The sequence below is a fragment of the Bradyrhizobium sp. LA6.1 genome, from assembly GCF_040547805.1.
Taxonomy (GTDB): Bacteria; Pseudomonadota; Alphaproteobacteria; order Rhizobiales; family Xanthobacteraceae; genus Bradyrhizobium; species Bradyrhizobium barranii.
Genome location: NZ_JBEPQK010000040.1, coordinates 1 through 21,616, shown reverse-complemented (window position 1 = coordinate 21,616; position 21,616 = coordinate 1). Strand labels below are relative to the sequence as shown.

At 55.7% G+C, this 21,616-nt stretch carries 19 protein-coding genes and 3 pseudogenes; 9 read left to right on the top strand and 13 right to left on the bottom strand.

All coding sequences use genetic code 11. The features are described from left to right. Positions 1-192: 192 nt before the first annotated feature. Positions 193-948: a hypothetical protein gene (locus ABIB99_RS43780; RefSeq protein WP_354182130.1), complete on the bottom strand. Its 756-nt coding sequence runs from the start codon at positions 946-948 to the stop codon at positions 193-195. 611 nt (positions 949-1,559) lie between these two features. Here ABIB99_RS43780 and ABIB99_RS43775 point away from each other — a divergent pair. Continuing rightward, the gene (locus ABIB99_RS43775) at positions 1,560-3,338 is read left to right on the top strand and encodes a recombinase family protein (protein WP_354182128.1); all 1,779 of its coding nucleotides are present in this window, start codon (positions 1,560-1,562) and stop codon (positions 3,336-3,338) included. Positions 3,339-3,543: 205 nt separating this feature from the next. On the opposite strand, the gene ABIB99_RS43770 is transcribed toward ABIB99_RS43775, so the two are convergent. Continuing rightward, on the bottom strand, positions 3,544-3,780 hold the full coding sequence (locus ABIB99_RS43770) for a hypothetical protein (RefSeq protein WP_354182126.1): 237 nt from the start codon (positions 3,778-3,780) through the stop codon (positions 3,544-3,546). Between the two features lie 259 nt (positions 3,781-4,039). On the opposite strand from ABIB99_RS43770, the gene ABIB99_RS43765 reads away from it, so the two are divergent. Then, positions 4,040-5,764: a hypothetical protein gene (locus ABIB99_RS43765; RefSeq protein WP_354182124.1), complete on the top strand. Its 1,725-nt coding sequence runs from the start codon at positions 4,040-4,042 to the stop codon at positions 5,762-5,764. Between the two features lie 513 nt (positions 5,765-6,277). On the opposite strand, the pseudogene tnpC reads toward ABIB99_RS43765, so the two are convergent. From tnpC to ABIB99_RS43740, 5 genes and pseudogenes are all read right to left on the bottom strand, one after another. Next, positions 6,278-7,594 (bottom strand): annotated as a pseudogene (tnpC, locus tag ABIB99_RS43760) (IS66 family transposase); the annotation flags it as partial. Further along, positions 7,480-7,731: an IS66 family insertion sequence element accessory protein TnpB gene (tnpB, locus tag ABIB99_RS43755; protein ID WP_354182122.1), complete on the bottom strand. Its 252-nt coding sequence runs from the start codon at positions 7,729-7,731 to the stop codon at positions 7,480-7,482. The pseudogene tnpC and the gene tnpB, both read right to left, overlap by 115 nt. Next, positions 7,728-8,120 carry an IS66-like element accessory protein TnpA gene (tnpA, locus tag ABIB99_RS43750; RefSeq protein ID WP_354182120.1) on the bottom strand — a complete coding sequence of 131 codons (393 nt, stop codon included), beginning with the start codon at positions 8,118-8,120 and terminating at the stop codon, positions 7,728-7,730. Before tnpA ends, tnpB begins: the two co-directional genes overlap by 4 nt. Positions 8,121-8,494: 374 nt before the next feature. After that, positions 8,495-8,726: pseudogene (locus ABIB99_RS43745) on the bottom strand (transposase); the annotation flags it as partial. A gap of 276 nt (positions 8,727-9,002) precedes the next feature. Further along, on the bottom strand, positions 9,003-10,679 hold the full coding sequence (locus tag ABIB99_RS43740; protein WP_354182118.1) for a GMC oxidoreductase: 1,677 nt from the start codon (positions 10,677-10,679) through the stop codon (positions 9,003-9,005). A gap of 339 nt (positions 10,680-11,018) precedes the next feature. On the opposite strand from ABIB99_RS43740, the gene ABIB99_RS43735 reads away from it, so the two are divergent. Continuing rightward, a complete protein-coding gene (locus ABIB99_RS43735) occupies positions 11,019-11,408 on the top strand; it encodes a hypothetical protein (protein ID WP_354182132.1) in 390 nt (129 codons plus the stop codon). Here the strand turns inward: ABIB99_RS43735 and ABIB99_RS43730 are convergent. From ABIB99_RS43730 to ABIB99_RS43715, 4 genes are all read right to left on the bottom strand, one after another. Continuing rightward, positions 11,314-11,739 carry an S-4TM family putative pore-forming effector gene (locus ABIB99_RS43730; RefSeq protein ID WP_354182116.1) on the bottom strand — a complete coding sequence of 142 codons (426 nt, stop codon included), beginning with the start codon at positions 11,737-11,739 and terminating at the stop codon, positions 11,314-11,316. The two genes, ABIB99_RS43735 and ABIB99_RS43730, sit on opposite strands and share 95 nt — an antisense overlap. 17 nt (positions 11,740-11,756) lie before the next feature. Beyond that, complete coding sequence (locus ABIB99_RS43725; protein ID WP_354182114.1) at positions 11,757-11,933, bottom strand: hypothetical protein; 177 nt, start codon at positions 11,931-11,933, stop codon at positions 11,757-11,759. A 308-nt stretch (positions 11,934-12,241) separates the two neighbouring features. Next, the gene (locus ABIB99_RS43720; RefSeq protein ID WP_354182112.1) at positions 12,242-12,562 is read right to left on the bottom strand and encodes a DUF3768 domain-containing protein; all 321 of its coding nucleotides are present in this window, start codon (positions 12,560-12,562) and stop codon (positions 12,242-12,244) included. A 153-nt stretch (positions 12,563-12,715) separates the two neighbouring features. Continuing rightward, on the bottom strand, positions 12,716-12,961 hold the full coding sequence (locus tag ABIB99_RS43715; RefSeq protein WP_354182110.1) for a hypothetical protein: 246 nt from the start codon (positions 12,959-12,961) through the stop codon (positions 12,716-12,718). 328 nt (positions 12,962-13,289) lie between these two features. On the opposite strand from ABIB99_RS43715, the gene ABIB99_RS43710 reads away from it, so the two are divergent. Beyond that, positions 13,290-14,471 carry a type IV secretory system conjugative DNA transfer family protein gene (locus ABIB99_RS43710; RefSeq protein ID WP_354182108.1) on the top strand — a complete coding sequence of 394 codons (1,182 nt, stop codon included), beginning with the start codon at positions 13,290-13,292 and terminating at the stop codon, positions 14,469-14,471. 509 nt (positions 14,472-14,980) lie between these two features. Here ABIB99_RS43710 and ABIB99_RS43705 read toward each other — a convergent pair. Beyond that, positions 14,981-15,730, bottom strand: coding sequence for a nuclease-related domain-containing protein (locus tag ABIB99_RS43705; protein WP_354182106.1), 750 nt, complete (start codon positions 15,728-15,730; stop codon positions 14,981-14,983). Between the two features lie 894 nt (positions 15,731-16,624). Between ABIB99_RS43705 and ABIB99_RS43700 the strand changes: the two genes are divergently transcribed. Beyond that, on the top strand, positions 16,625-17,086 hold the full coding sequence (locus ABIB99_RS43700) for a TraM recognition domain-containing protein (RefSeq protein ID WP_354182104.1): 462 nt from the start codon (positions 16,625-16,627) through the stop codon (positions 17,084-17,086). Between the two features lie 450 nt (positions 17,087-17,536). On the opposite strand, the gene ABIB99_RS43695 is transcribed toward ABIB99_RS43700, so the two are convergent. Next, on the bottom strand, positions 17,537-17,920 hold the full coding sequence (locus tag ABIB99_RS43695) for a hypothetical protein (RefSeq protein WP_354182102.1): 384 nt from the start codon (positions 17,918-17,920) through the stop codon (positions 17,537-17,539). On the opposite strand from ABIB99_RS43695, the gene ABIB99_RS43690 reads away from it, so the two are divergent. From ABIB99_RS43690 to ABIB99_RS43675, 4 genes and pseudogenes are all read left to right on the top strand, one after another. Continuing rightward, complete coding sequence (locus ABIB99_RS43690; RefSeq protein WP_354182100.1) at positions 17,919-18,788, top strand: ferritin-like domain-containing protein; 870 nt, start codon at positions 17,919-17,921, stop codon at positions 18,786-18,788. The two genes, ABIB99_RS43695 and ABIB99_RS43690, sit on opposite strands and share 2 nt — an antisense overlap. Positions 18,789-19,084: 296 nt before the next feature. After that, entirely contained in the window at positions 19,085-19,270 is a 186-nt protein-coding gene (locus tag ABIB99_RS43685; protein WP_354182098.1) for a hypothetical protein, read from the top strand. A gap of 357 nt (positions 19,271-19,627) precedes the next feature. Next, positions 19,628-21,118, top strand: a complete 1,491-nt coding sequence (locus tag ABIB99_RS43680) for a vanadium-dependent haloperoxidase (RefSeq protein ID WP_354182096.1) — start codon at positions 19,628-19,630, stop codon at positions 21,116-21,118. A 143-nt stretch (positions 21,119-21,261) separates the two neighbouring features. Beyond that, a pseudogene (locus ABIB99_RS43675) lies at positions 21,262-21,519 on the top strand (transposase); the annotation flags it as partial. Between the last annotated feature and the right edge of the window lie 97 nt (positions 21,520-21,616).

The following is a 21,616-nucleotide window of genomic DNA, read 5'->3' as shown; positions in this document are numbered from 1 at the left end:
TGGGATCGAGGTCATCGCCAAGCCGACCGACCGTCAGCCCATAACCGCCGCCGCCTGACCGGCTCCGGCCGTCACCAAAATTTGGCGATAGCTCGAAGCCGCTCGCGCTGCGTCTCTCGGCGGCTTCGGCTCCCGGTTACGCAGGAGTGCTGACCTAGGATCTTCCGTTCAAAGTTGCGCAGAGTTGGAAATTTAGTGATCGACAAGTGCTACGGCCTCCTGCTCCTCGGCAGGAGCGGCTTCATTGGTTCGCACAAACACAAAACGGCATCCTGAGGGGATCTGTGCGTCGGCGCTGCCATCTTGGCCGATGAGAATTAGTCCCGCTCCGCCATTAGCCACATTTAAGATGACAGGGGCGCCCTTCCACGTCCTGATTGGCTCCATTCCGATGATAAGAAATTCACCGATCGGCTGGTCAAAATACTGAAGCCTCAGCTGTGGCCCGACTTCTGCCGACGCAAGGCCAAAACCCAACTGTTTGGCGCGCGCATAAATGTCCGCCAGCAACGCAGTATCGGTCTGAAAGCCCAGTTCGGCTGCCGACACCGTAATAAGCTCTACGTTTGTTTTCGTGGCGCTAAGGGTAAAGGTCGGTCGCGCGAGAATTTCGCCAGCCGAGTTTCCGATGCCGCAACCTACCGCATCCAATGCGTTACTGAGGGCATAGGAATTTGCAAATGTCCCGATCTTGATCGTCTTCCACACGGGGACATCGACGGCGGATTTGATTAGGATTTGCGGCCTGTCAGCTGACGGAGTTTTCTTGAGCCTCAGTTGGTTCTGCAGGACATCTCGCGCCGTGCATTGAGCTCTGGCTTCGCTCGCAAACAGGAGAGTGCATGCGGTACAGAGCATCGCAACAATGAGAATGTCACAGTGGCGCCATCCTGGCGAATGCCACTGTATGGCATGGCAACTGACTTTCTTGCCAGCTGTTCGGCCCATAACGGACCTCTCTTGCGCAAATGCAGCGCTAAAAAATTTCAGACTGTCACTTCACTATGTCGGGCCGGTTCACAGCAGAAAGCCGTCATTCTCGCAGCCTATAGAGATTGGTCCGGGAAATCCCACAAAGGTTCAGCGACGATGACGCCGGATGACGAACTCAATATAGGTCAGCGTGGGTGCAGTTCTGGCGCAAAATCTGCGGGGGTCCGCAGTTGGCCCAGGCCGTGTGAAAATCGCGCAACTAGGGGCGCCGCGGCGTATTTCGCGGCCGTCTAGCTTCTAATTCGGTGGAATCGACCTCCGGTCATCTCCGTGGCAACCAGGAGCTCCGTGTAGGCGCTGATTTGGTCGCGCAGCGGCCGGCCTCACGCCAGCATCGCCTCCAGCAATCCACCTATGCCCACGATCATCATCACGCGCTTCATGTTCGTAATTGAGTCGAACCTCGGCTCTCGATCGTAGACGTAGCCGACTTTCATAGGTGGGGAGTTCGTGCCGAAGCGGCATATCGCACCGTCTCGCATATTCACGGCGACCTGGCACGATCTGTTGATATCCGATTCGCGCAAAATCGATTCCGGGTCTAGAATCGCGAGTCAGAGTCACCTATGCGGTATTTCATCTATTGCAGAAAATCATCCGAAGCTGAAGATCGACAGGTCGCGTCAATTGAATCTCAGTTGACGACGCTGAAGCGAACATTCGGCGACAGGACTGACATCGAAGTCGTTGGAATTTTCGAAGAGTCCTTCAGCGCAAAAGCGCCTGGCCGCCTGCAATTCGGTGAGATGCTCTCTCAGATCGAGAAAGGGGCGGCTCACGGAGTCATCGCGTGGGCACCTGATCGTCTTGCACGGAATTCGATTGATGGCGGGCGCCTCATCTACATGCTCGATTGTGACGTGATCCACGATCTTAAATTTGCGACTTACACGTTCGAGAACAATTCCCAAGGCAAGTTCATGCTTCAGATCATGTTCGGCCAATCAAAATACTATTCCGACGCACTTTCGGATAACGTTAAGCGAGGCAACCGAACGAAGATCGAAAAGGGGTGGCGACCTAACCAAGCTCCGCTTGGATACCTCAACGATCCGGGCACGAAGACGATCGTAAAGGACCCGGTACACTTTCCGCTCATACGAGCAATGTTCGAGCTGATGCTCACGGGTTCATACACCGCGAAGCAGGTTGCGGTCATAGCACGTGACGAGTGGGGCTTTCTCACGCCGAGGAAGAAACGGATAGGCGGTAGGCCGCTCGCGCTCAGCTCAATCTACCAAATTCTGAGCAACCCATTCTATGCGGGCATCATAGTCTGGGGCGGACAGACGTATCCCGGCAAGCACGAACCGGTGACTACGATCGATGAGTTCGAGCGCGTTCGCTCGCTATTGGATCGACCGGGTCGGGCCCGACCAAAAAGACATACGTTTGCGTTTACGGGCATGATCCGATGTGGTTCCTGCGGCTTAGCTGTGACGGCCGAGCATAAATACAAACCGTCCGGTCGCCACTACGTCTACTACCATTGCACAAAGCGACGCCTGGGTCCCCGATGTGCCGAGCGGTCAATAGAGGCCCGATCGCTTGAAGACCAGATAGGGCGGTTCGTTAAATCGTTAGCCATTGCCCCCGCGATTGAGGCGTGGGTTCGTGAGGAAATGACGCGCGATGCTGGCACATTGCTCCGACAGCAAGAAGAGCAACGGCGGGCAGTGGAGAATTCGCTCAAGAGCATTGAAGAGCAGCTAGCAGAGCTGACGAGCCTTCGCATCCGGAACCTGCTGAACGACCAAGAGTACCTTGGGCAGCGAAGTGAACTTCAGAAAGAGCGCATCCGACTACGGGAAAGAATTGCTTCGAAGGATCATGGAAGCGAGAGGTTCGAACCCGTGTCGGATTTGATTTCGTTCAGCAATAGGGCCGCGGATTGGTTCTTAGCGGGAGACGACCAGTCAAAACGCCTCATTCTTGAAACGGTCGGTTCGAACCCGATCCTCACACGAAAAATACTTAGGTTTGAAGCCAAAAAGCCGTTCACGTCGGGTCACAAAACATCGAACTTACACACACTGCTGGGAGTCGACGACGACGTTAGAACTTCGGACGGTAAATGTGCCAACTCGGCAACTTTGCCGGGAGTCCACGAGGACGCTAGAACTTTGAATGGCAAATGTGCCGCGTGGTCACAAGAAGTATGGCGCGAGCTGCAAACCGAAGACGGCCAACGCATCTTACACAATATCAGGCTTCTTCGGCAGCGTTTTGAACCGGAGGTAGTAGCGAGGGAGAAGACCTGTCGATCTCTCTCTGCAAGGACTGCGAAAGGAGATTATAGAGCGCGAGCGACGGACGGATCAGGGCAAATGCCTCCCCTACACTGACATCCTTCCCGCATGTAATTCCTCGAGACGTTCCAGAGAGAGTGGCCGGTTGGCATGCCCGATTACAGGAGACGCCGCTTGCGAGTCATAGACCTCGCGATTTCTGACTCTGCGACGAAGTTCCCATTACATACGTCCTTACATGAAAAAGCCCCTGCTGAGCAGGGGCTCCGGTTCTGAGAAAAACGCGTGTAGGACTACTTTATTATCTGATTTCCTCCACGACTACCTCTCTCTTTCCTCTGAACCAGAACCTCAATTTCTTCCACTTAAAGAACCCGACAAAAACCGATCGAACCGTCTTTCTACTACCTAGCCGACCGGTGCCCGACTCTCCCGGCTTGATCGGAAGAACCGGCGTTATCACCGACGGCATGCCTATTTGCGGCGGATCGGTTTCGCTTGCTCTAACTTCTGGCAGGTTGGAGTAAACTTTGTCCATTGATGTAGTCTCCCGTTTGAGATGGCGCATTCCCAGTTTTCTGAGAAGCGGCGGCGGCGCGTATTTGCGTCAAACTCGCACGCTATTATTACTACATCGCTGCTCGTAAATAGCCCGGTTTTCTTAGACTTCTGGAGAGACAGGCCGGATTCTTTCGTTCAGATGAAATGTCTATAAAGGGACGCAAGAACAATTTGGACTTGCTTGGACTGCCCAAAAATGTCCAGAATGTCCCATCAACCGTCGTCCGGAGCAATCGATGGCACGTTCCCGGTCACGCGATTGCCCACTTGCAAAGGAGTTGAAGGTACGCTTTGACGCTAGCAGGCCTACTCAAGAACTTTTTGTTTCGCGAATTGCAGAGTACTTTCGGCAATTGCCGACTAAACTTCGCGGTCGGAAGAACCGTACTGTTGAATTGCACAGCTTCAGAAAGGACGCGCGTCGCTGGCTCGAAGGCGCTGTACCGCAGCGAAACATGCGGCCGGCGATTGCTAAAGCCTTGGAGGAATCTGAGGAACACGTCGCCAGGTTGTGTGCATCGCAACGCGCCCAGCCGGTCTCCTCGATCTACAGATTTGCTTCGCCGCCCATCGCGGTCATAGCCGCTTGGCCGCTTGGAGACGATACATTTGCCCCTCATAGCGATGATCAGCAAGCATTCGCAATGCTACTGCGGGACATTAATACGGCTATGGATGCAGGTCTGAGTACACCGATGCTCTCGACGGAGCTAGGCTGCCCCACCAGTTATACGCATCGCGACCTGATTTTGATTAGCGGCCCAAATAACAACCCTCTGGCAACGCAACTCAACTCCTTTATCGCTAAGAGTGATCTGAGCGCGTTCTATTTCGCATTGGAGAATGACATATCAACTCCGGACCTCCCCAATAAATGGCTCATCACGCACACCAAAATCGGCCTGCGCGTCGATCTTTCACGTGAGCAAAGTCGGGCCAACAACAAAGACTACGGGATCATCTACGTCGGCAACAATCCGGAGTCCTCTGAGCACTACCTGATCTGGTTAGCCGGCCTGCATTCGCGAGGGACGATCGGAGCGGCCAGAGCCTTTTTCGAGCCCGAGGTCCGGACCCACATTTTGAGAGAATTTAGCCGCGGCAAGAAGTACGTCTCCGCAGTTGTTCGATTTGACTACCCAAGATCCTGCATGCCAGAGTGTAGTCGTCTTGTATGCGTGATGCTCCGAGCAAGTGCGACACGCACTCGCAAGCACTCTGACTCCCTCTCTTTTCAACACGCGGGACAATCGAACTCGCGGCAACACTATCATTCGGCACCAAGTGATCAAACACGTCCGAAACGGCGCGGGGAAACCCTAGGCATTTACAAAAAAAAGGACCTCGGACCAGCGTTCGAACGGTCCGAGGATCTCTGTGTGCCTCATGGCGCTGTCACTTCAAACGCCGGGAGCGAAAACTCGACGACCGACGTCCCATTTGACGTTATCTCGACGCCACGCGAGGACTCTCCACATGCGGGGCACACGATCAAAGAGCAGTTCCGCGACGTAGTTGCAAGTGTAGAGGAGATTGGCGTATCCGGTGTTCTCCAGATCGCCCGGCTCGCCGTAGGGCTGCTTCTCGATCAGAGCCGCCACCACGGCGCAGATGGCGCTTTCATCGAAGAGATGGTTCGCAGGCAGCGATTTTTCGATTTTGAAGGCGGTTGCGGCATGCACAAGCTCGAAGATCGATACATCGAACTTCGCGCCAACCGCTGTCGGCTTAGCACTGGCAACAACCCCACTTCTGAAATCGTCCAAGACCCAGAGTCCGGAACGAGATTGATAGTAGCCGGCAGGATCATGGCGCGTCGTGGTAACCAGGGATATCGTGTTCCAAGGCTTCAGTATCTGCCGCACTTCTGCGGCCATCTGTGCAGACATGCATTCTCCGTTGACCAAACAGGTGCCGACGGTGTCGGCAACTGCAGAGGGCAGCGGAGGGCAGCCTGTTGAGATTGAATCATGAAATCGAAATCTGTCAAATATCGTGATCAAACTTCTTCGGAAGCGCTTTGAGCCGGAGGTGGTGGCGAAGGAGGAGGCTTCTCGATCTCGCCAGGGGAAGGTCGCGAAAGGAGCTTATAGAGCGTGAGGAGACGATGCGACATATCTGAGGCATCCGCTGTAGTGATCTCCTCTCCTGATGCTTCCTTATAGATGCGCCGAAGTTCTTCGAGACGTTCGGGTGAGACTTGATGGCCGGTGGGTTGCATGCCGGTATCGTATCGAGGCCACTTACGATTTATAGACTTGGGATTATGCCACAGCGGCACATATCCCCTTCGCATTCATTGACGCTTTCTCGATCGATGAGATTCGTATCCGTTCGCTCGCCGATGAGCATGATCCTGCTATCAATGATACTCCGAAACAGCGGAGAGTTTAGATGTACGCATACGACGAAGGCCGCCTGATTGACGCATGCGCGCGGGGGCCGGAGAGCGCTATGATAGCGTTGCGTGAAGGTTAGGCAGCTTGCTGATCGTTGGGTTCGTCGGCTTGGCGCGGGAGCTTCCATTCCCAGGGCAGCAGTTCGTGCAGACGCGAAGCGGGAAGATCGGCGATCCGGGCGAGGACATCGGCGAGCCAGGCTTTGGGATCGACATCGTTAAGACGACAGGTGGTGATCATCGTCAGCATGATGGCGGCGCGTTCGGCGCCGCGCAGGCTGCCGGCGAAGGTCCAATTGCGCCTTCCCAAGGCGATGCCGCGCAACGCTCGTTCGGCGGCGTTGTTGCTGAGGCAGATCCTGCCATCGTCGAGGAAGCGGGCAAAGTCGGCCCAGCGCCTGAGCATGTAATTCATGGGCTTCAGGACCTCGGAGGAGCGTGAGAGGGTTTCTCGCTCGCGCAGCAGCCAGGCGTGCATGTCGTCGAGCAGCGGCTTGCTTGTCTCCTGGCGCACGGCACGCCGCTCGTCGGCGCTGCGGCCGTTGATGGCGCGCTCGATCTCGAACAACGCATCGAGGCGTCTGACCGCCTCCAGCGCGATCGGGGAGACCGGTTTACCCTTGCCTTCCCTGGCGTTCTTCTCGATATCGGCCAACTCGAAGAAGCCCCGCCGCGCATGGGCCAGGCAAAACGCCGGCGTGATAGGCATCGCTTTCCTTTGCGGGTCGAACAACGGCTCGAAGCCGCTATAGCAATCGGCTTGCAGGATGCCAGCGAAGGCGGCCAGATGCTTCTGGGGATGCTCGCCCCGTCGATCGCTCGAGGCGTAATAGACCACAGCCGCCGGCGCCGGCCCACCGTAGGGCCGGTCATCCCGCACATAGGTCCAGATCCGGCCGGTCGTGCACTTGCCCTTCGCCAGGACGCGGATGGTGGTGTCGTCGCCATGAAGGCGCTCGGCAGCGAGCACATGACGCTCGATCAGCTGGAAGAGCGGCATGACGGCGAAGGTTCCGTGGCCGACCTGGTCAGCGAGCGTCGACAATGGCAAGTCGATCCTCTCGCACTTGAAGCGCGCGCTCTGGCGGTTGAGCGGGATATGCATGCCGAACTTGTCGAACAGGATCGTCGCTAGCAATTGCGGACCGATGAAGCCGCGCGGCGTGGTATGGAACGGTGCCGGCGGCTGGCTGATCTTCTCGCAATCGCGGCAAGTGAACTTCTCGCGCACGGTCTCGATGACCTTGAACCGGCGCGGGATCTCCTCCAGCGTCTCGGTCACATCCTCGCCCAGCTTCGCAAGGCGCGCCCCACCGCAACAGGCGCAGGTCTTTGGCGCCTCAATGACGACGCGCTCGCGTTCGATGTCGTCCGGCCACTTCGGCGACCGCGGAAGACAAACAGATGACCGCTGAGCGGGTCCTTGCGCAGCACCTCCTGCACCTGGAGTGCCAGCGACGGAAAGCCTCGGCGCATGTCCGTGTAGCCTGTCGCAAGCCACACTCGTGCGCCCGTCGGAACCGGGATCATCGGCGTACCAAAGCATCGAGAACGCGACGTAGCGCGTCTCCATCAACATCGCCATCGACCCGGATGCGGTGCCCGCTACCAAGATCTATCTCGATGATGCCCAGGCTCTTCCGTCGCCGCGCCGCCGTCGTCGTCAATGGCGCTTCGGCCATCTCCCGCGGCGGCACAGACGGCCCAATCTCGACCGGCACTTTACTCGCTTCACCGTGCTTGCAAAGCTCTTTGCGCCACCGGAACAGCTGGCTTACATGAAGGCCAGCCATGCGAGCCACCTCGGAAACACTGGCTCCGGGCTCAAGCGATGCTGCAACAAGCCGTTCCTTCTCATCCTGCGACCACCGGCGCCGCCGCTCGACCGATGTGATCACCTCCGCCCTCGAAATCGTCATAGCGCTTCTCCTAGGATTACCCCTAGGACCTGCAGCGTTCGCGTCCGTCAAACAAGGCGGCCCTCAACGGAGGAATACGTTTAGATGGCCAAAAGAGCAACAAAGAAGAAGATCGGTCGGAAAGAATACACATAATCCGACGTCAAATTACTGAGGGCGCACTCAAAAGCGAGAACCCCTGTATCCAAGCTAGCGAAGCTGATGAAGCGATCGGAAGACAGAAGGCGCGGACCATGGGGATCGGCCTCGGGCATCAGCGATAACCGAAAAGGAGCTCGGGCGTGATGCGGCCGGCTCCTATACTCGGCGCCTCTAAGCGACACTTGATGCACGTTGTAGTCATCTTCTAGTTCTGTCCGAAACAGTATCTGGGCAGCGGCGAGTGCATCTATGATGCGGCTCCAGACACCAGCCCGTCGCCAGCGAACAAAACGGTTGTAGCAAGTGGTGTAAGGACCGAAGGCCACGCCAGGGTGCCCCTGATCGCAAGACCCAGAAAATGCCATTCAGGACACGCCGGTCGTTCACTCGAGGAACGCCGCGCGGCTTGGTCGGTAGCATCGGCTTGATGGCAACCCATTCATAATCGGCGAGTTCGTAGCGCATGATGCGAGCTCCCAGTTTGGGAATTTGAATCACGGGCGTCTGGCCAGACGCAATGGTCCTCGGCCCGGCCCGGTTCGACGCCAATTGGGCCGAAGCGGACATGAATCCGCCGGCCACCTTCTCTGAATCCGTCGAAAATCACCTAGTCAGGACATCGGCTAGTCAAAAACATTTCGTCGCGACTGGCACTGGCCCCCGCACGCCCCGCGAGGCAGCTATCTGCGCTCGCTCAGCGTAATCGGAACCCCTTAGGGCGCGCGAACGCCTCCGATAATGTTATGCCGTTGCAGCGCGCGCTTCCAGGATGGCGTCGGCGGTGCGGCGCGCCAAAGTGAGACCTGTGAGCGAAGGATTCGCGGAGCCTAGAGTCGGGAACACGGCGGGACCAACGACGTAGACGTTTGGAAGGTCATGAAACTTGCCGTACGTATCAGTTATCGAATCTCCGGCTTTTCCCATGAACAGGGTGCCGCCCTCGTGGTAGGTCGTCCCGATGTCGCTATGGTTGGGTTTTGTCGGGTACTCTATATTTTTAGAATCGCCTGCAACGAGATGCTTGGCCAAGTCGATCGCCACTTTATCCATCACGTCCCACAACCGAGTGTCGGCATCCGATGGGCTAAGCTTGGCGTAAGCTTGATCCCCCTGAAGGCTGATCGAATTCCTCCACTCATCCGGAGGATTGAGGCGGCGATTGTCCTCCATTTCGCCAATCCCGCGAAACACAATCGAGATCCAGTCCGGGTCGCGGTCTCCTATCCACCGATCAAGCTGGTCAACGTCCGGCATTAATCTCATCACAAAATCCCACGGGCTATTGCTATCGGGTCGAAGGGCTGCCGCGACTATCTGATAATGAAAGCGACGCCCAAATGCTTCACCGCGAGCCATGAACGCGGCTACGTCGTTCCCTGAGTGACTTGGCGGACCAAGCCCGAGTGCCTTGCGCCGAATTCGAACCGTCGTACTGTTGCCCATATGCGTCATGAAGTTGCCGACCTTGGGAGGTCGAGCTTGCTGGCCGACGCCGAGATGCGCCAGAGCCAGTCGGGTAGCCTCGACGGTTCCGTTGGCAAGGATGACCGTAGCACCGGGTGCGAGGGGAAGAGTTTTTGGATCGCCGCCCACTTCAAGGGCAAGTGATGTTACCGCTTCTTTCTTCTCGTCCAGGGTCAGGCCGATGACTTCCGCGCGCGGAAGCAACATCAAACGTCGATCCCCTGCTTTGTTTCCGTTATCATTTACATCCTGGTTGATGGCATCGATGAGAAAAGTCACGCTGCTGTATTGGTCGAAGGGAAAAATCCCGGGTGTGGGCCGACTGCCCATGACGGCGAGAGGCGCCGGTTCAATGCGATTAATGCGGCCATCACCAAAGACTTTTCCTTCGGCCGTCTTCAATGCTCCGTACAATATTTTGTAGGTGTCCGTCTCTTCAATGAAGTCCGTTTTTTGCTTTGATCCAATTTCAGTCGCCGTACGGTCATAGCCCTCAGGACTGTTCAGGAAGTTGCGAACATCATCCGGCCATTTCTCGAGATCAACGGGCGTCAACTCTGGTGACCAACCCGCCCAGAACAGCGAACGCCCCCCAACACAGAAAGCTAAGGCCTTCTCATTGTCCTTGGTCACGAAGGGCGGCTCGCCCGTCCAGGGGCGCGCCCATACAGCATTGTCCGACATGTTGCGGAGAGGAAGATTGTTGACATGCGTTGGAAGAAAAAATGGGCCCGCGTCAAGCACCAGAATTCTGAGCTGATTGCTGGTATCGCGACGAAACAGTTTTTCGGCACAGTAAGCGCCGAACATACCGGCTCCGATAATGACGATATCGAACCGATGCGCGGCCACCGTATCCCACGAACTGCAAATGCGACTTCCAATCGCATCTATACTAAATGTCGTGCTTTGCATGTCGCCCAGTTGCTTGGCCAAAGTCTCGTATATGCTCATGAGAACTTTCCCCGCCTGCGTGTTTGGGTTGAAAAACGCAACCGAACATATGCGAAAACTTGAGCCCAGACAACCTGCCGGACCGGCCTGCTCTCTAGTTCGTTCCGGCAGGGTGAAGCGCACCGAACCCCGAACAGTCGCGTCTGAAAGGCGCTTCCCCTGGACGGCGGCTGGCGGCAGCCGCCAGCATTGTTAACCGCAGGAATGTCCGAGTCTGGTTCATCGCGACATATTGTGCTGCCGCACGAGCTTGATCGCTATCGGGTACAGCGGACGTAGCCTTCGTCGCGTAACGCCGACGGTTTTATAGGTACACGGCCTTTAGTGCAGGAGAACGCCATGTCTCACGGTGCGCCCCGGATTGAAGCACAGTACCTCCAAGCGGCTGCTCAAACTGCGGCTAGCTACTATAAAGCCATATGGCAAAAAGTCGGATACGTCATAGCAATCCAATACGGCGGCATTGCCGGTGCGTACGTCTTCCGTTCGAGTTGGGCGAGCATATTGGCGATGATCGGAACATTCATTTTCAGTGTGGGTATTGTTTGGGCGAGTCAACATGAGATAAGAAACAGAGATGTTCTGATTGCGCAGGTGAACTACCTGGCACAGGGGCTCGACGCCCTTGGAAATATTACGCGCTTGCATCGTCTCCCGCCTGCGATGGTATGTCGCGCACGAAATCCTCTGCCCCTTTGTTCATTTGGTCTTCGAGACGAGGGCGCTTGATCTTGTAGATCCAGCTAAAAATTAGGGGGCTCAAGCTTCTTCGTTCATATATCAGACTTTGAAACTGCCTCGACTGGGCGGTGCACTCTGTTTCCGAGCACGCACCCAATTTGGCCCGATTCCAAAGAGCCTCGGCCTCGGAGCGAACGCGGTCCAATCCCTCCGTAGCATCCCGCTGTCGAGACGGTCGCTTCCTGAAGCCCAGTGATCTCAAGATTGCTGAGGAGTTCCTTGAAGCCTTGGTCGATAGTCCTGGCCATGATCTATGCTGAAATGCAGATATTATACCTGGAAAAGTAAGAGTAAGAGTGGAACAGATCCGTTGATCCACTTAGAACTAACGCGGCATCAAATATTAGGGTCAGTCGCAATCGCTTGAGTTGATCGACCGAACCCGGAGATCGACTGCTGTTTCTTCAAATCCGCTGCGGCACGGTCTGCACAATCCGCCATAAAGGCATCAATGTCGGAAGGACGCATCGCCTCAAACACCACGCCGCCGCCGAGCTGATCGAGTTTTCGCATAAACAGTCGGAAGTTACCTTTCCCGCTCCGCCTCTCTGGGAAGGAAGGATACTGACACCATGTCAGATTCGTTCCGGACGAACAAGACGAGAACAACCAAGTTATTTGTTATTGACGGGGACCCGCCTTTCAAGAAATGCCCTCGCTAACGCGAGGGCTGGACAAACTATGTCCGAGGTAAATCCGCACTGATCGGGCGCCTAACCCATAGGTCCGGCAGGCCATCCGATGGTCCCCACAACGGTACTCCTCCTGCTGGAGCGCCCATCCGCTGCGTCTAGATGGGAGGCGGTCATTTCTTGTTTTATTCAGTACTCACTTGCGAGCATGAGCGTGAGCACACGTAGTGTCCGCTCGGGACTGCTGGGATCTTCGGAGCCGTGCCGCATGTCCTTGTCGTAGTAGTCGATCTTCCAGAAGAATTTGCGGCCGACCAGATCGAAGCTTCCGAAGTCGTGCTCGCCGTGCGGGTCGTTCTCCGGCGTAAATTCCGAGAAATCCGCTACCTGACGAAGGGCCTCGGCCTTCACGCAGTCCGCTAGCTCCGCAACGCCGATTGTCATCATGACCTTGCCGCCGCGGAACGTGTTCCGGAACGCGTCGTTGAGAAGTGCGATCTTATTCATCATCGCGCTCCTCCGCGTCTTCGCTTTTGTACGGGGACATATGACGGGCACCGCAGTGCGGACAATCATCGTCACACTGTGCGGACCAGATGTCCGTCCACTCGCGACCGCATTCTGCGCAGTGGTAGTAGTTTCGAACCAGCATCGTCGGGCCTCCTAAATCAGGTCGGCGAGCACGAGGACCGATACGAGGGTGTTGCCGCCACACGCCTCGCAGAACCCCTGATCCTGGTCTGGTTCCATATCTGCTGTGTGGTCACATCCCTCCGTCATACAGATGGCCGGACATACAGTATCCTTAAGGGCCATCGCTAACAGAAGATCGTCGACGCTATTGAAGCCGCTCAGATCGCAAAGCCGCATCAACTTCAGAGCTTTTTGGGAAAGAGCAATGTTGGACATCGTGTCCTCCTCGCTACGAGCACCCGACCCATTCGGGTGCTCGATCGCGAGACGGAAGCCGAGCGTCCGTCACTGAGCCGGATTAGAATAAATACCCAATCGACCGTATGGACGCTCGTCGCGATGCCTCCGCCTCGCCACCGAGACCCGGACATGCATGCAGGTCCCGGATCGCGGGGCGGAACGTGTAAAGATCAAAACTCTGGGGTGATTGTCGCGGCTAACTCGAAACGTGTGGAGGTGGGAGATCGTGCCACTTCGTCACTGAGCGGATGTGACATCGAAATACCTGACACACCCTCTCGGAGGATATGTCTGAGGCGCGAGTATGGAGCGCATGCCGCTAGAACTTACTCGCTTTGCTCGCGCCGACCATCGCAACGCCGGCCACACCTTTGGGATCAAGGACGAAGACCGCTTCTCGCACGTCTACATCATTGGCAAGACCGGTACCGGCAAGTCGACTTTGATCGAGACCATGGCGCTCCAGGACATCGAACGCGGGCGCGGACTAGCGCTCATCGACCCCCACGGGGATCTGGTGGAGCGTGTCGCGGCTCAAGTGTCGGAGACACGCAAGTCTGACGTGATCTATTTGAATGCCTGTGATCCAACGCAGCCGTACGGGTACAATCCGCTACGCCATGTTCGAGAAGATCGGATCGCTCTTGCCGCTTCCGGCTTCATCGAAGTATTCAAGAAAATGTGGCCGGACGCATGGGGCGTACGCATGGAGCACATCTTGCGAAACGTGCTTATGGCGCTCCTGGAGCAACCACACGCGACGATGCATGATGTGCTGCGCATTTTGTCGGACCAGAAGTTCCGTACGGAGATTGCGAGAAGGTTAAAAAATGAGACCGTCCGCACGTTCTTATTGAAAGAGTTCGATCGTTTTTCATTTGGCTATCGGGCAGACGGCACCGCCCCTATTCAAAACAAGGTCGGGGCCTTTCTTGCGGACCCACTCCTCAACCGGCTACTCACTGCGCCCGAGCGCGACCTCCATATCCGGCAGATCATGGATGAGGGCGGTGTGCTGCTCGTGAACCTGGCTAAGGGACAAATCGGCGAAGATAGCTCATCGCTACTGGGCGGCTTGCTTGTCACAACGCTCGGATTGGCTGCCTTCAGTCGAGCGGAATTGCCCGCGCATGAGCGGCGGGACTTCCACGTCTATGTTGACGAGTTCCAAAACTTCACGACGCTTGCTATGGCGGACATGTTCTCGGAACTTCGCAAGTATCGCGTCGGCTTCACTGTAGCCCATCAGTATCTGCACCAGCTTGAACCGGACGTGCGCCATGCGGTCCTCGGAAATGCGGGCACGATTATCTCCTTCCGCGCGGGCTCAGAGGACGCGACGTACCTGGCGCGAGAATTTCAAGAGCGATTTGATGAGGTCGATCTGTTGCAGCTGCCGAACTACCACATCTACCTCAAACTCATGATCGATGGCATGCCGTCAAAGCCCTTTAGCGCCGTCACGCTTGGGACGACAGCTTGCTAAGCCAGTCCTTCTTCGGTTGCGGCGGTCGCAGATCGAAGAAATAGTCGGAGGTACGAGGACATGACCTCATCGATACTCTTCCCAGCACCATCCCTTCTGACCGTCTGAATTTCGAGTGCAGGGGCGAGCAGAATTGTTCGGTGGATTTGACGAGCACCACATCAGACGTTGATTCACGTCGCACAGGTAATGGTAGTGGCTGTTGGGCGATGGTGGTTGAAGCCTCCATTGATCACCCCGCCATGAGAAGAGTTGCCAACCATTGGTCGGCTCTCTGCCGAGAGGAATCGGAGCCGGAATCGCAACTGGATAGATTCGTGCACCCAGTGGGTGAAACACTGCCGTCTTCTGTTTCGGTGCCGTGGTGGGAGGCCATCTAGAAGGTGGCGGAGACGGCCCCGACTGTTTGGGGGCATCTATGGGCGGGTTTGCTGGTGATCCGTGCGGTACATAGATAAACCAATATCCGAAAACTACAGAGGCAACCGAGACGAGAATGAGTACACGAGTTACTGAGACAGGTGGGCCTGCGCCGCTCTGCGGATGGGAACGGGAGAGATATAAGCCGTCTGGTCCGGCTGCGGTGCGCGCCCCAGGTTCGGAATTGTGGACGTGAATGTCGGAGCAACTGGTTTTACTAGTTTCGGCGGCGGCGCGTTCGTTGCCGACTTAAACTCAGCCGAAAGCTTTTGCCAGTCCTCGTGCTGGAAAGCTTGCTCTGGAATGTCGACGGGTTTAAGCGCCTCTAACGACTTGCGTGCAATATAAGAATTTAGGTTGTTCCGGTTTCCTCTCCTCGATGCAATATCGCGAATTCTCGCTTCGACGTCGCCTATCTTTGCAACACGGAGTCTTTGATCCGCGACGACATCTGACGTTTGCCAATTCAACTCCCCATCTTTGTGTGTGAAAACGATCAGGGAGTTGACCCAGACAGTTTCACCCGTTCGTCTTTCGATTAGGTCCTTTACTGGAAAGACATTGTCGTCGGCTTGATCAAAGAGATTCTCTTCGAGACCAGTCCATACGTGGTTCGTCATAGGTGTCACCGAGCCACGAAAGTTCTTGAAATCGATAATGAATATTCCCAAAGGGCTTACAACTACGCTGTCAATCTCGGGTTTTCGTCGTCCTGAAAAATTTCGTTCCTTGATGTTTGTAGTGATGATCCAGGAGTCAGGTAAGTACTTGGCCAGGAAAATTTGAGCCGCACGTTCCGACTCACTTCGCGCTGCATTTATCTCAACTAAATGAGCCAACTTACCCTCCGACGCACCCGACCACGAAGAAGCAAGGATTGCTGACAAGAAGTGTTGCCCCGCGTGTTATACTACAACTGCGATGGAGAAAACAGGATGGGAAGGTCACGCAGACAGCATTAGACAGCGGAACGTTGCTGAACTTGTCGATTGCATTGTCTTTCGCAAAGACCCGGAATTGTCCTACCACTTCATGCTCTTGCACGGAGACGAGCTTGGCATACGTTCGAGAGCTAAGCTTGTAAGGGTGATAGTTGATGACGCGAGCAGCAGCGGTACGGAAATGGCATTCCGGCTATTGCGCGATCTGTCCGCTATTGACCAAGAGGATCGTGATGCGCTCCTAGGTCGCATAGTGAGCTCAGGTGATAAAACGGCATGTAGCCTAACGCTGGGTCGCATTCGCCAACTGGGGAGTTGGGAAAGAAGATTGCAAGATGTTCTTTCAAGCTGATGCGGCTGCGAACTCGTCGGCGCGCCACCTCTCACGAGTGCCGTGCTCCGGCTTACGGATGACTCGGTTGCGAGCGGCTTTGCTCATGCCTGCCTTTATTGAGCCGGACTGAGCAATGTAGCCGCGCCTCAAACCGGATGATGAGGTGCAAGCAGCGAAGAGCGGATCACCGAGACCGTCTTTTCCACCTTGATGGGGCAGCGTTTGGGGATTGGCATATATTCTGGTCTACGACTCGGTATTACCTTCTGCTTATTTCCGTTTTGGGGGTTAACGAAAGCTCGCGCGACCTAGGAAGCATCGCTCTTGGACGAGAATCGTGACTGTGCTGGTGGCAGATCGCGACGGACGGCGAGCTGCACCGGAGTCAGACCCACTCCACCGCGGCTGAACGCGACCTCCACATCCGGCAAATCATGGATGAGGGCGGAGTTCTGCTAGTGAACCTCGCCAAGGGACAAATCGGCGAAGATAGCTCATCGCTACTGGGCGGCTTGCTTGTCACAACGCTTGGACTTGCGGCCTTTAGCCGAGCGGAATTGCCAGTGCATGAGCGACGAGATTTCTACGTCTATGTTGATGAGTTTCAAAATTTCACGACGCTTGCTATGGCGGACATGTTCTCGGAACTTCGCAAGTATCGGGTTGGCTTTACCGTCGCGCACCAATACCTCAATCAACTTGAACCGGACGTACGCCATGCGGTGCTCGGTAATGCCGGTACGATTATCTCCTTCCGGGCTGGCTCAGAAGACGCGACGCACCTAGCGCGAGAATTTCAAGAGCGATTTGATGCGCTCGATCTGTTGCAGCTGCCAAACTATCGCATCTACCTGAAGCTCGTGATCGACGGGGTGCCTTCGAGACCGTTCAGTGCAACCACGCTCGCACCAAAAAGCTAGTGCTATACCCGCTCCCACCTCCCGATCGTATTTGCGCGTAACGAGCTGGTCAGCCGACACCGCAATAGTCAGCACGCGGGAGCGGATACATCAGAAACGATCGTCACCAATGCCACGGGAGGTGCGGGTTTTCGTCACATCAATTATCAGTTGCAGTCACTTTCGTCGAGGAGTAGTAATAGTAGCAGGACTAAGCTGTAGGTATTTTCAAAGAAAAGACTTTCGTATGTCGAATGCGGACTTGTTCTGCTAAGAGCATGTGTCCGACACGGCGGACTTCCCCGGCTCGCAAGTTTAACGCAAGCCTTACGGAGCTTTCGCTCCAGAGTGACAGCAAGTTGCGGCTGGAATCTTATTGAGTCTGCAATAGCAGAGGCGCTACTTGTGCGCGGTCGTCGAGCTTGGATACTCGGCGCACGAACCCTGACGTCCGATATAGCTGTCTGCTTTTTAGGCGAGGGCAATATGGAAATCAGAATCACGCAGGTGCGCGCAATACTGAATCGCCTTGCTGACGGGCACCGCGAACCACGCCACTCTGGGAAAGGACGCTTCTGGAATCTTTCCCGAGACGAGTTTGTGAACGGGCCAATATACCAGAAGAAGCCGATCGAGCCCGGAAAGCCGCACGAATCCTTCCTTGTCAAGGTTCTTAAGGGCCCCGTGGATGGCTTCGCTCAGATGCCCGCGGGAGGCCCCTACATTAGCGCTGGCGACCTTGTGTTCATCGAACAATGGATAACCGACGGCGCTCCCGACATGGATGTTGAGGCTGTGGAGGCATTCGCCTCTTAATAATTCCGGCAGAAAACCTATGAAGATCCGAGAGCTCATGGCTGTGCCCCACGGCAAGCGCGGCCCAAAATGGCTCAGACAAAGTATCCGGGCAGCGATTAAGCTCGAGTTCGCAACCGTTCCGCCGTACTTGACGGCTATGTGGTCGATCGTGGACGCCTGCGATCCCGTGACCCGCACAATCCGTGAAGTGGTTGTGGAAGAGATGCTCCACATGGGCCTCATGTGCAATATGATGGTCGCGCTGGGCGAGACACCTGCACTCGACACACTGGAGTTTGTTCCCTCGTATCCCGGGCCTTTGCCTGGCGAAGTGAACCCTGATCTCACAATCGCGCTCCGGCGACTTACCCCTTCGCAAGTGAAGTTGTTCATGGATATCGAGTATCCAGAAGGAGGGCCAATCACGGCGTTGGCACGGCGTTCATTCGAAACCATCGGAGAGTTTTATGCTGCGCTCTTATCGGAGTTCGAGGCCGTAAACCCAAGTCTCGATCTTACCAAACAACGTACTGAGGCAATTTCGGGCGTCTTCGTAGTGAGCGACCTAGCTGATGTGCGCCGAGCCATTAACATCATCAGGCTTCAGGGCGAGGGATCAGGGCAATCGCCCGAAGAGGAAGAAATGTCGGGCCGCCTCGCGCACTTTTACCAGTTCAGAGAGGTGTACATCGGAAATAAGTACGTTCGAGATTCGGTGACCATGACATGGGGGCATACTGGAGCGCCCGTGCTGATGCCACGTGTCTTGCCAATGGCCGATATTCCGTCGGGCGGCTATCATCAGAGTGATGTGGCAGACCCAGCGGTATGGTCTCTTCTCGAGCAGTTCGATACTTTGTACTCCTCTATGTTGGGCCAACTCAGAACAGCTTGGGAAGACCACAACGCTCCTCTCGGCGACTGATCCGATTCAGACAATGCTGAATTTGGGGCCTCTTGCCCGTGAGCTGATGCAAAAACAAATTCGACCCGACAGCCCTGCAACCTATGGCCCTTGCTTCCGACTCGAAAATAAAGAATCGAAGTGACGGTGCCGGTCCCAACACATAGGAGTCTCAGTGGACAAAATTTGAAGTTACTATAGGCACACGACGTTGCCCGACCAATCATCAGAGAGTCTGACTCCTTGGTGGTTTCACTGAGTGCAAGTGAAGTCCTTACCGGCTGCTGGTGCCCGAGCGGAATGAAGGAGGCCCGGAAATGCAGGTAGTCGTCGACGACAAGCTCTATCAGGAAATTTCTGGCGCGTTCTTGAAGAAGTTCGTCACAACGATGGTAGCGACGTTAAATGGCGCCAACTTGCTAAAGAGCGACGCTTATTACGTCGCCGATGAAGACATAAGGGTTAGTTTTCGATATTTGCTTTTTCGCGCTAGGCCAACTTGAAGACGTCGGCGCTTTTGATTTCGGTAAGCAGAGGCATGTTGTTCATTGCATGTTTGCGTCTCAGCCAAAGGAACCAGAGAAGTTGCTTGCGAGCCGGAGCAGAACAGCGCTTCACGGCGGATTGGCTGATGAGATGATTCGCGATGCCATCAAGGACGTGCTCTCAGACGCCCAGTGATCCGAGCACTACGGGAAATACTCATATTAGCGCCGCCGACAGCGGCTTCGTTACGTCACAAATGGCGAGATTGCGATAGCCTTCGAGACTGCAATTCCAATCCCTACCCCCGTACTCAACGAAGGACCGCGTAGAGGTTAGGAAAATGAAATTCCAAAACGTAACTATAGGAGGAGGCGATGCACGATTACGTACTCATGTGGAATGCGATCGCGTTGGACTTAAACGCTCGCGATCATACTGGAATTATGAACGGCATGAATCAGCGCGGGCCGACGAGAAGTTCGCGTGCGTTGGCCATGGTTCACATTGCAATGCATGATGCCTTTTTTGGGCGGGCCAACTTTCCTTCTTTGAATTCTGCACATCTCGGACTTCAAGGTCCCATCAATACCTTCTTGAACGTGGGCGGATTGGCGCCGCCGGTTGCGAGTGCGGCCAACGAGGGCGCCGCAATCTCCGCTGCCGCAGCAACAGTACTGCGGCATCTCTACCCAGATTTCGGTGACGTTGTAGACGACGCGATGCGGGGGTTTGATTTTGGGGGGAATCCTGGAATTGTCTTCGGCACAGCTGTTGGCAATGCCGTAATCGCCGATCGATCCACCGATGGTTCCGACGAAGGTGGCTCAGTTCAAACGATAAACCGGTACTGGCGCCATCGTGAAGATCCTACCAATCTAGGCCAAGGCTTTCTTGGGCAACGTTGGGGCACCGTGCAGTTGTTTTCTGCTTCCGCGATCCCACCGCTTGCAGACCATCCAGTGCCACGATCAGACTCGTACAATCGAGCCCATGATCAAGTTCGAGCCAAAGGCAGCAGAATCTTGGAGACGGGTACTCCTGGCGCCGGCTTTACGCCCCGGACTCCGTTGCAAACCTTGATCGGACTCTACTGGGCGTACGACGGAGCATCGCAGATCGGAACTCCGCCGCGGCTGTACAATCAAATCGCTCGAGAAATCATCGGGCGCAATGTCACGGGGGCGGATCGACAGGCGGCTTCGGCACGTCTCTTGGCGCTGGTCAATGTGGCAATGGCAGACGCCGGAATCGCTGCCTGGTTTTACAAGTACACATACCAGTTCTGGCGCCCCATTTTGGGAATTCGAGAGTATGATGATAGCTATTGGCACGGCGGCAGTGCCGTGTCCCACGCGCTCCACAAACGCTGCGATCCATGGTGGGTACCTCTTGGCTCACCCAGAACAAATGAAGCGGGCAAACATAGCTTCACTCCTCCCTTCCCCGCCTATCCTTCTGGTCACGCTACATTCGGCGCCGCTGCTTTCCAGATAACGCGGCGGTTCTTCGGGGTGGCGCCAAATGCCCAAGACAATCTGTTCTTCGATGCAATCTCAGATGAGTGTGACGGCCGAGCTATTGCCGAAGACGGCTCCTTCAGGGGGCGTCAGCGACGCCACCACGACTCACTACTTCGTGCAATGTTCGACAACGCGGTCAGTCGCGTTTATCTCGGTGTCCACTGGCGTTTCGACGGGCTTGGCGAAAACGTCACTAAGCATCAAGATATTCTGACCGACACCTCCAATATCGGTGGCGTTCCATTAGGACGTGCTATCGCTCACGACATTTTTAACAATGGCCTAACGAAGAGCAGCGCGGTGAGGAAACCAATCACTCCCAAGAACCTGTCCCCCGTACCTTAGAACGAACCTACGGCCCGCCCGGAAGGGAAGGCAGGTCAAATGGTTACCATGCACATCAGAGCAGCTCCGGAAATCTAGACAGGGCGATAAGTGGAGTTTCTGCCTGTCGCCGGGCAAGATTGTCCCGCGAATCAGGAGAGACGATGAGCAGACGAGCCCGCCGGCACCATGCACCGGCATTCAAGGCCAAGGTAGCGTTAGCCACGATCAAGGGCGAGATGACGTTGGCTCAGCTGGCTGAGCATTTCGACGTGCACCCGAAGCAGATCACGCGATGGTAGTCCCAGCTTCAGGAAGCGGCGGCCGAGGTATTTGGTGCTGGCGGTGGCAACAGAACGAGCGAACCCGCGGTGGACGTGAAAACACTGCACGCCAAGCTCGAGGAGCTGACGCTGGAGAACGGTTCCTAAGAAACGGCACCAGCTCCCGGTTCCAAGGGCTGCAGAACAAAGCCGAATATCTTGGCACGTCGGTGCAAATTGTTGATCACTCGCGTAC

Excerpts from the sequence above, each read along its gene's own strand:
- ABIB99_RS43720 (WP_354182112.1), bottom strand. The coding sequence starts at position 12,562 with ATGATGAATAAGATCGCACTTCTCAACGACGCGTTCCGGAACACGTTC.
- ABIB99_RS43765 (WP_354182124.1), top strand. The coding sequence starts at position 4,040 with ATGGCACGTTCCCGGTCACGCGATTGCCCACTTGCAAAGGAGTTGAAG.
- ABIB99_RS43715 (WP_354182110.1), bottom strand. The coding sequence starts at position 12,961 with ATGTCCAACATTGCTCTTTCCCAAAAAGCTCTGAAGTTGATGCGGCTT.
- ABIB99_RS43740 (WP_354182118.1), bottom strand. The coding sequence starts at position 10,679 with ATGAGCATATACGAGACTTTGGCCAAGCAACTGGGCGACATGCAAAGC.
- ABIB99_RS43710 (WP_354182108.1), top strand. The coding sequence starts at position 13,290 with ATGGAGCGCATGCCGCTAGAACTTACTCGCTTTGCTCGCGCCGACCAT.
- ABIB99_RS43780 (WP_354182130.1), bottom strand. The coding sequence starts at position 948 with ATGGGCCGAACAGCTGGCAAGAAAGTCAGTTGCCATGCCATACAGTGG.
- ABIB99_RS43775 (WP_354182128.1), top strand. The coding sequence starts at position 1,560 with ATGCGGTATTTCATCTATTGCAGAAAATCATCCGAAGCTGAAGATCGA.
- tnpB (WP_354182122.1), bottom strand. The coding sequence starts at position 7,731 with ATGATCCCGGTTCCGACGGGCGCACGAGTGTGGCTTGCGACAGGCTAC.
- ABIB99_RS43735 (WP_354182132.1), top strand. The coding sequence starts at position 11,019 with ATGTCTCACGGTGCGCCCCGGATTGAAGCACAGTACCTCCAAGCGGCT.
- ABIB99_RS43770 (WP_354182126.1), bottom strand. The coding sequence starts at position 3,780 with ATGGACAAAGTTTACTCCAACCTGCCAGAAGTTAGAGCAAGCGAAACC.
- ABIB99_RS43695 (WP_354182102.1), bottom strand. The coding sequence starts at position 17,920 with ATGAGCTCTCGGATCTTCATAGGTTTTCTGCCGGAATTATTAAGAGGC.
- ABIB99_RS43690 (WP_354182100.1), top strand. The coding sequence starts at position 17,919 with ATGGCTGTGCCCCACGGCAAGCGCGGCCCAAAATGGCTCAGACAAAGT.
- ABIB99_RS43685 (WP_354182098.1), top strand. The coding sequence starts at position 19,085 with ATGCAGGTAGTCGTCGACGACAAGCTCTATCAGGAAATTTCTGGCGCG.
- ABIB99_RS43680 (WP_354182096.1), top strand. The coding sequence starts at position 19,628 with ATGCACGATTACGTACTCATGTGGAATGCGATCGCGTTGGACTTAAAC.
- ABIB99_RS43725 (WP_354182114.1), bottom strand. The coding sequence starts at position 11,933 with ATGCGAAAACTCGATCAGCTCGGCGGCGGCGTGGTGTTTGAGGCGATG.
- tnpA (WP_354182120.1), bottom strand. The coding sequence starts at position 8,120 with ATGACGATTTCGAGGGCGGAGGTGATCACATCGGTCGAGCGGCGGCGC.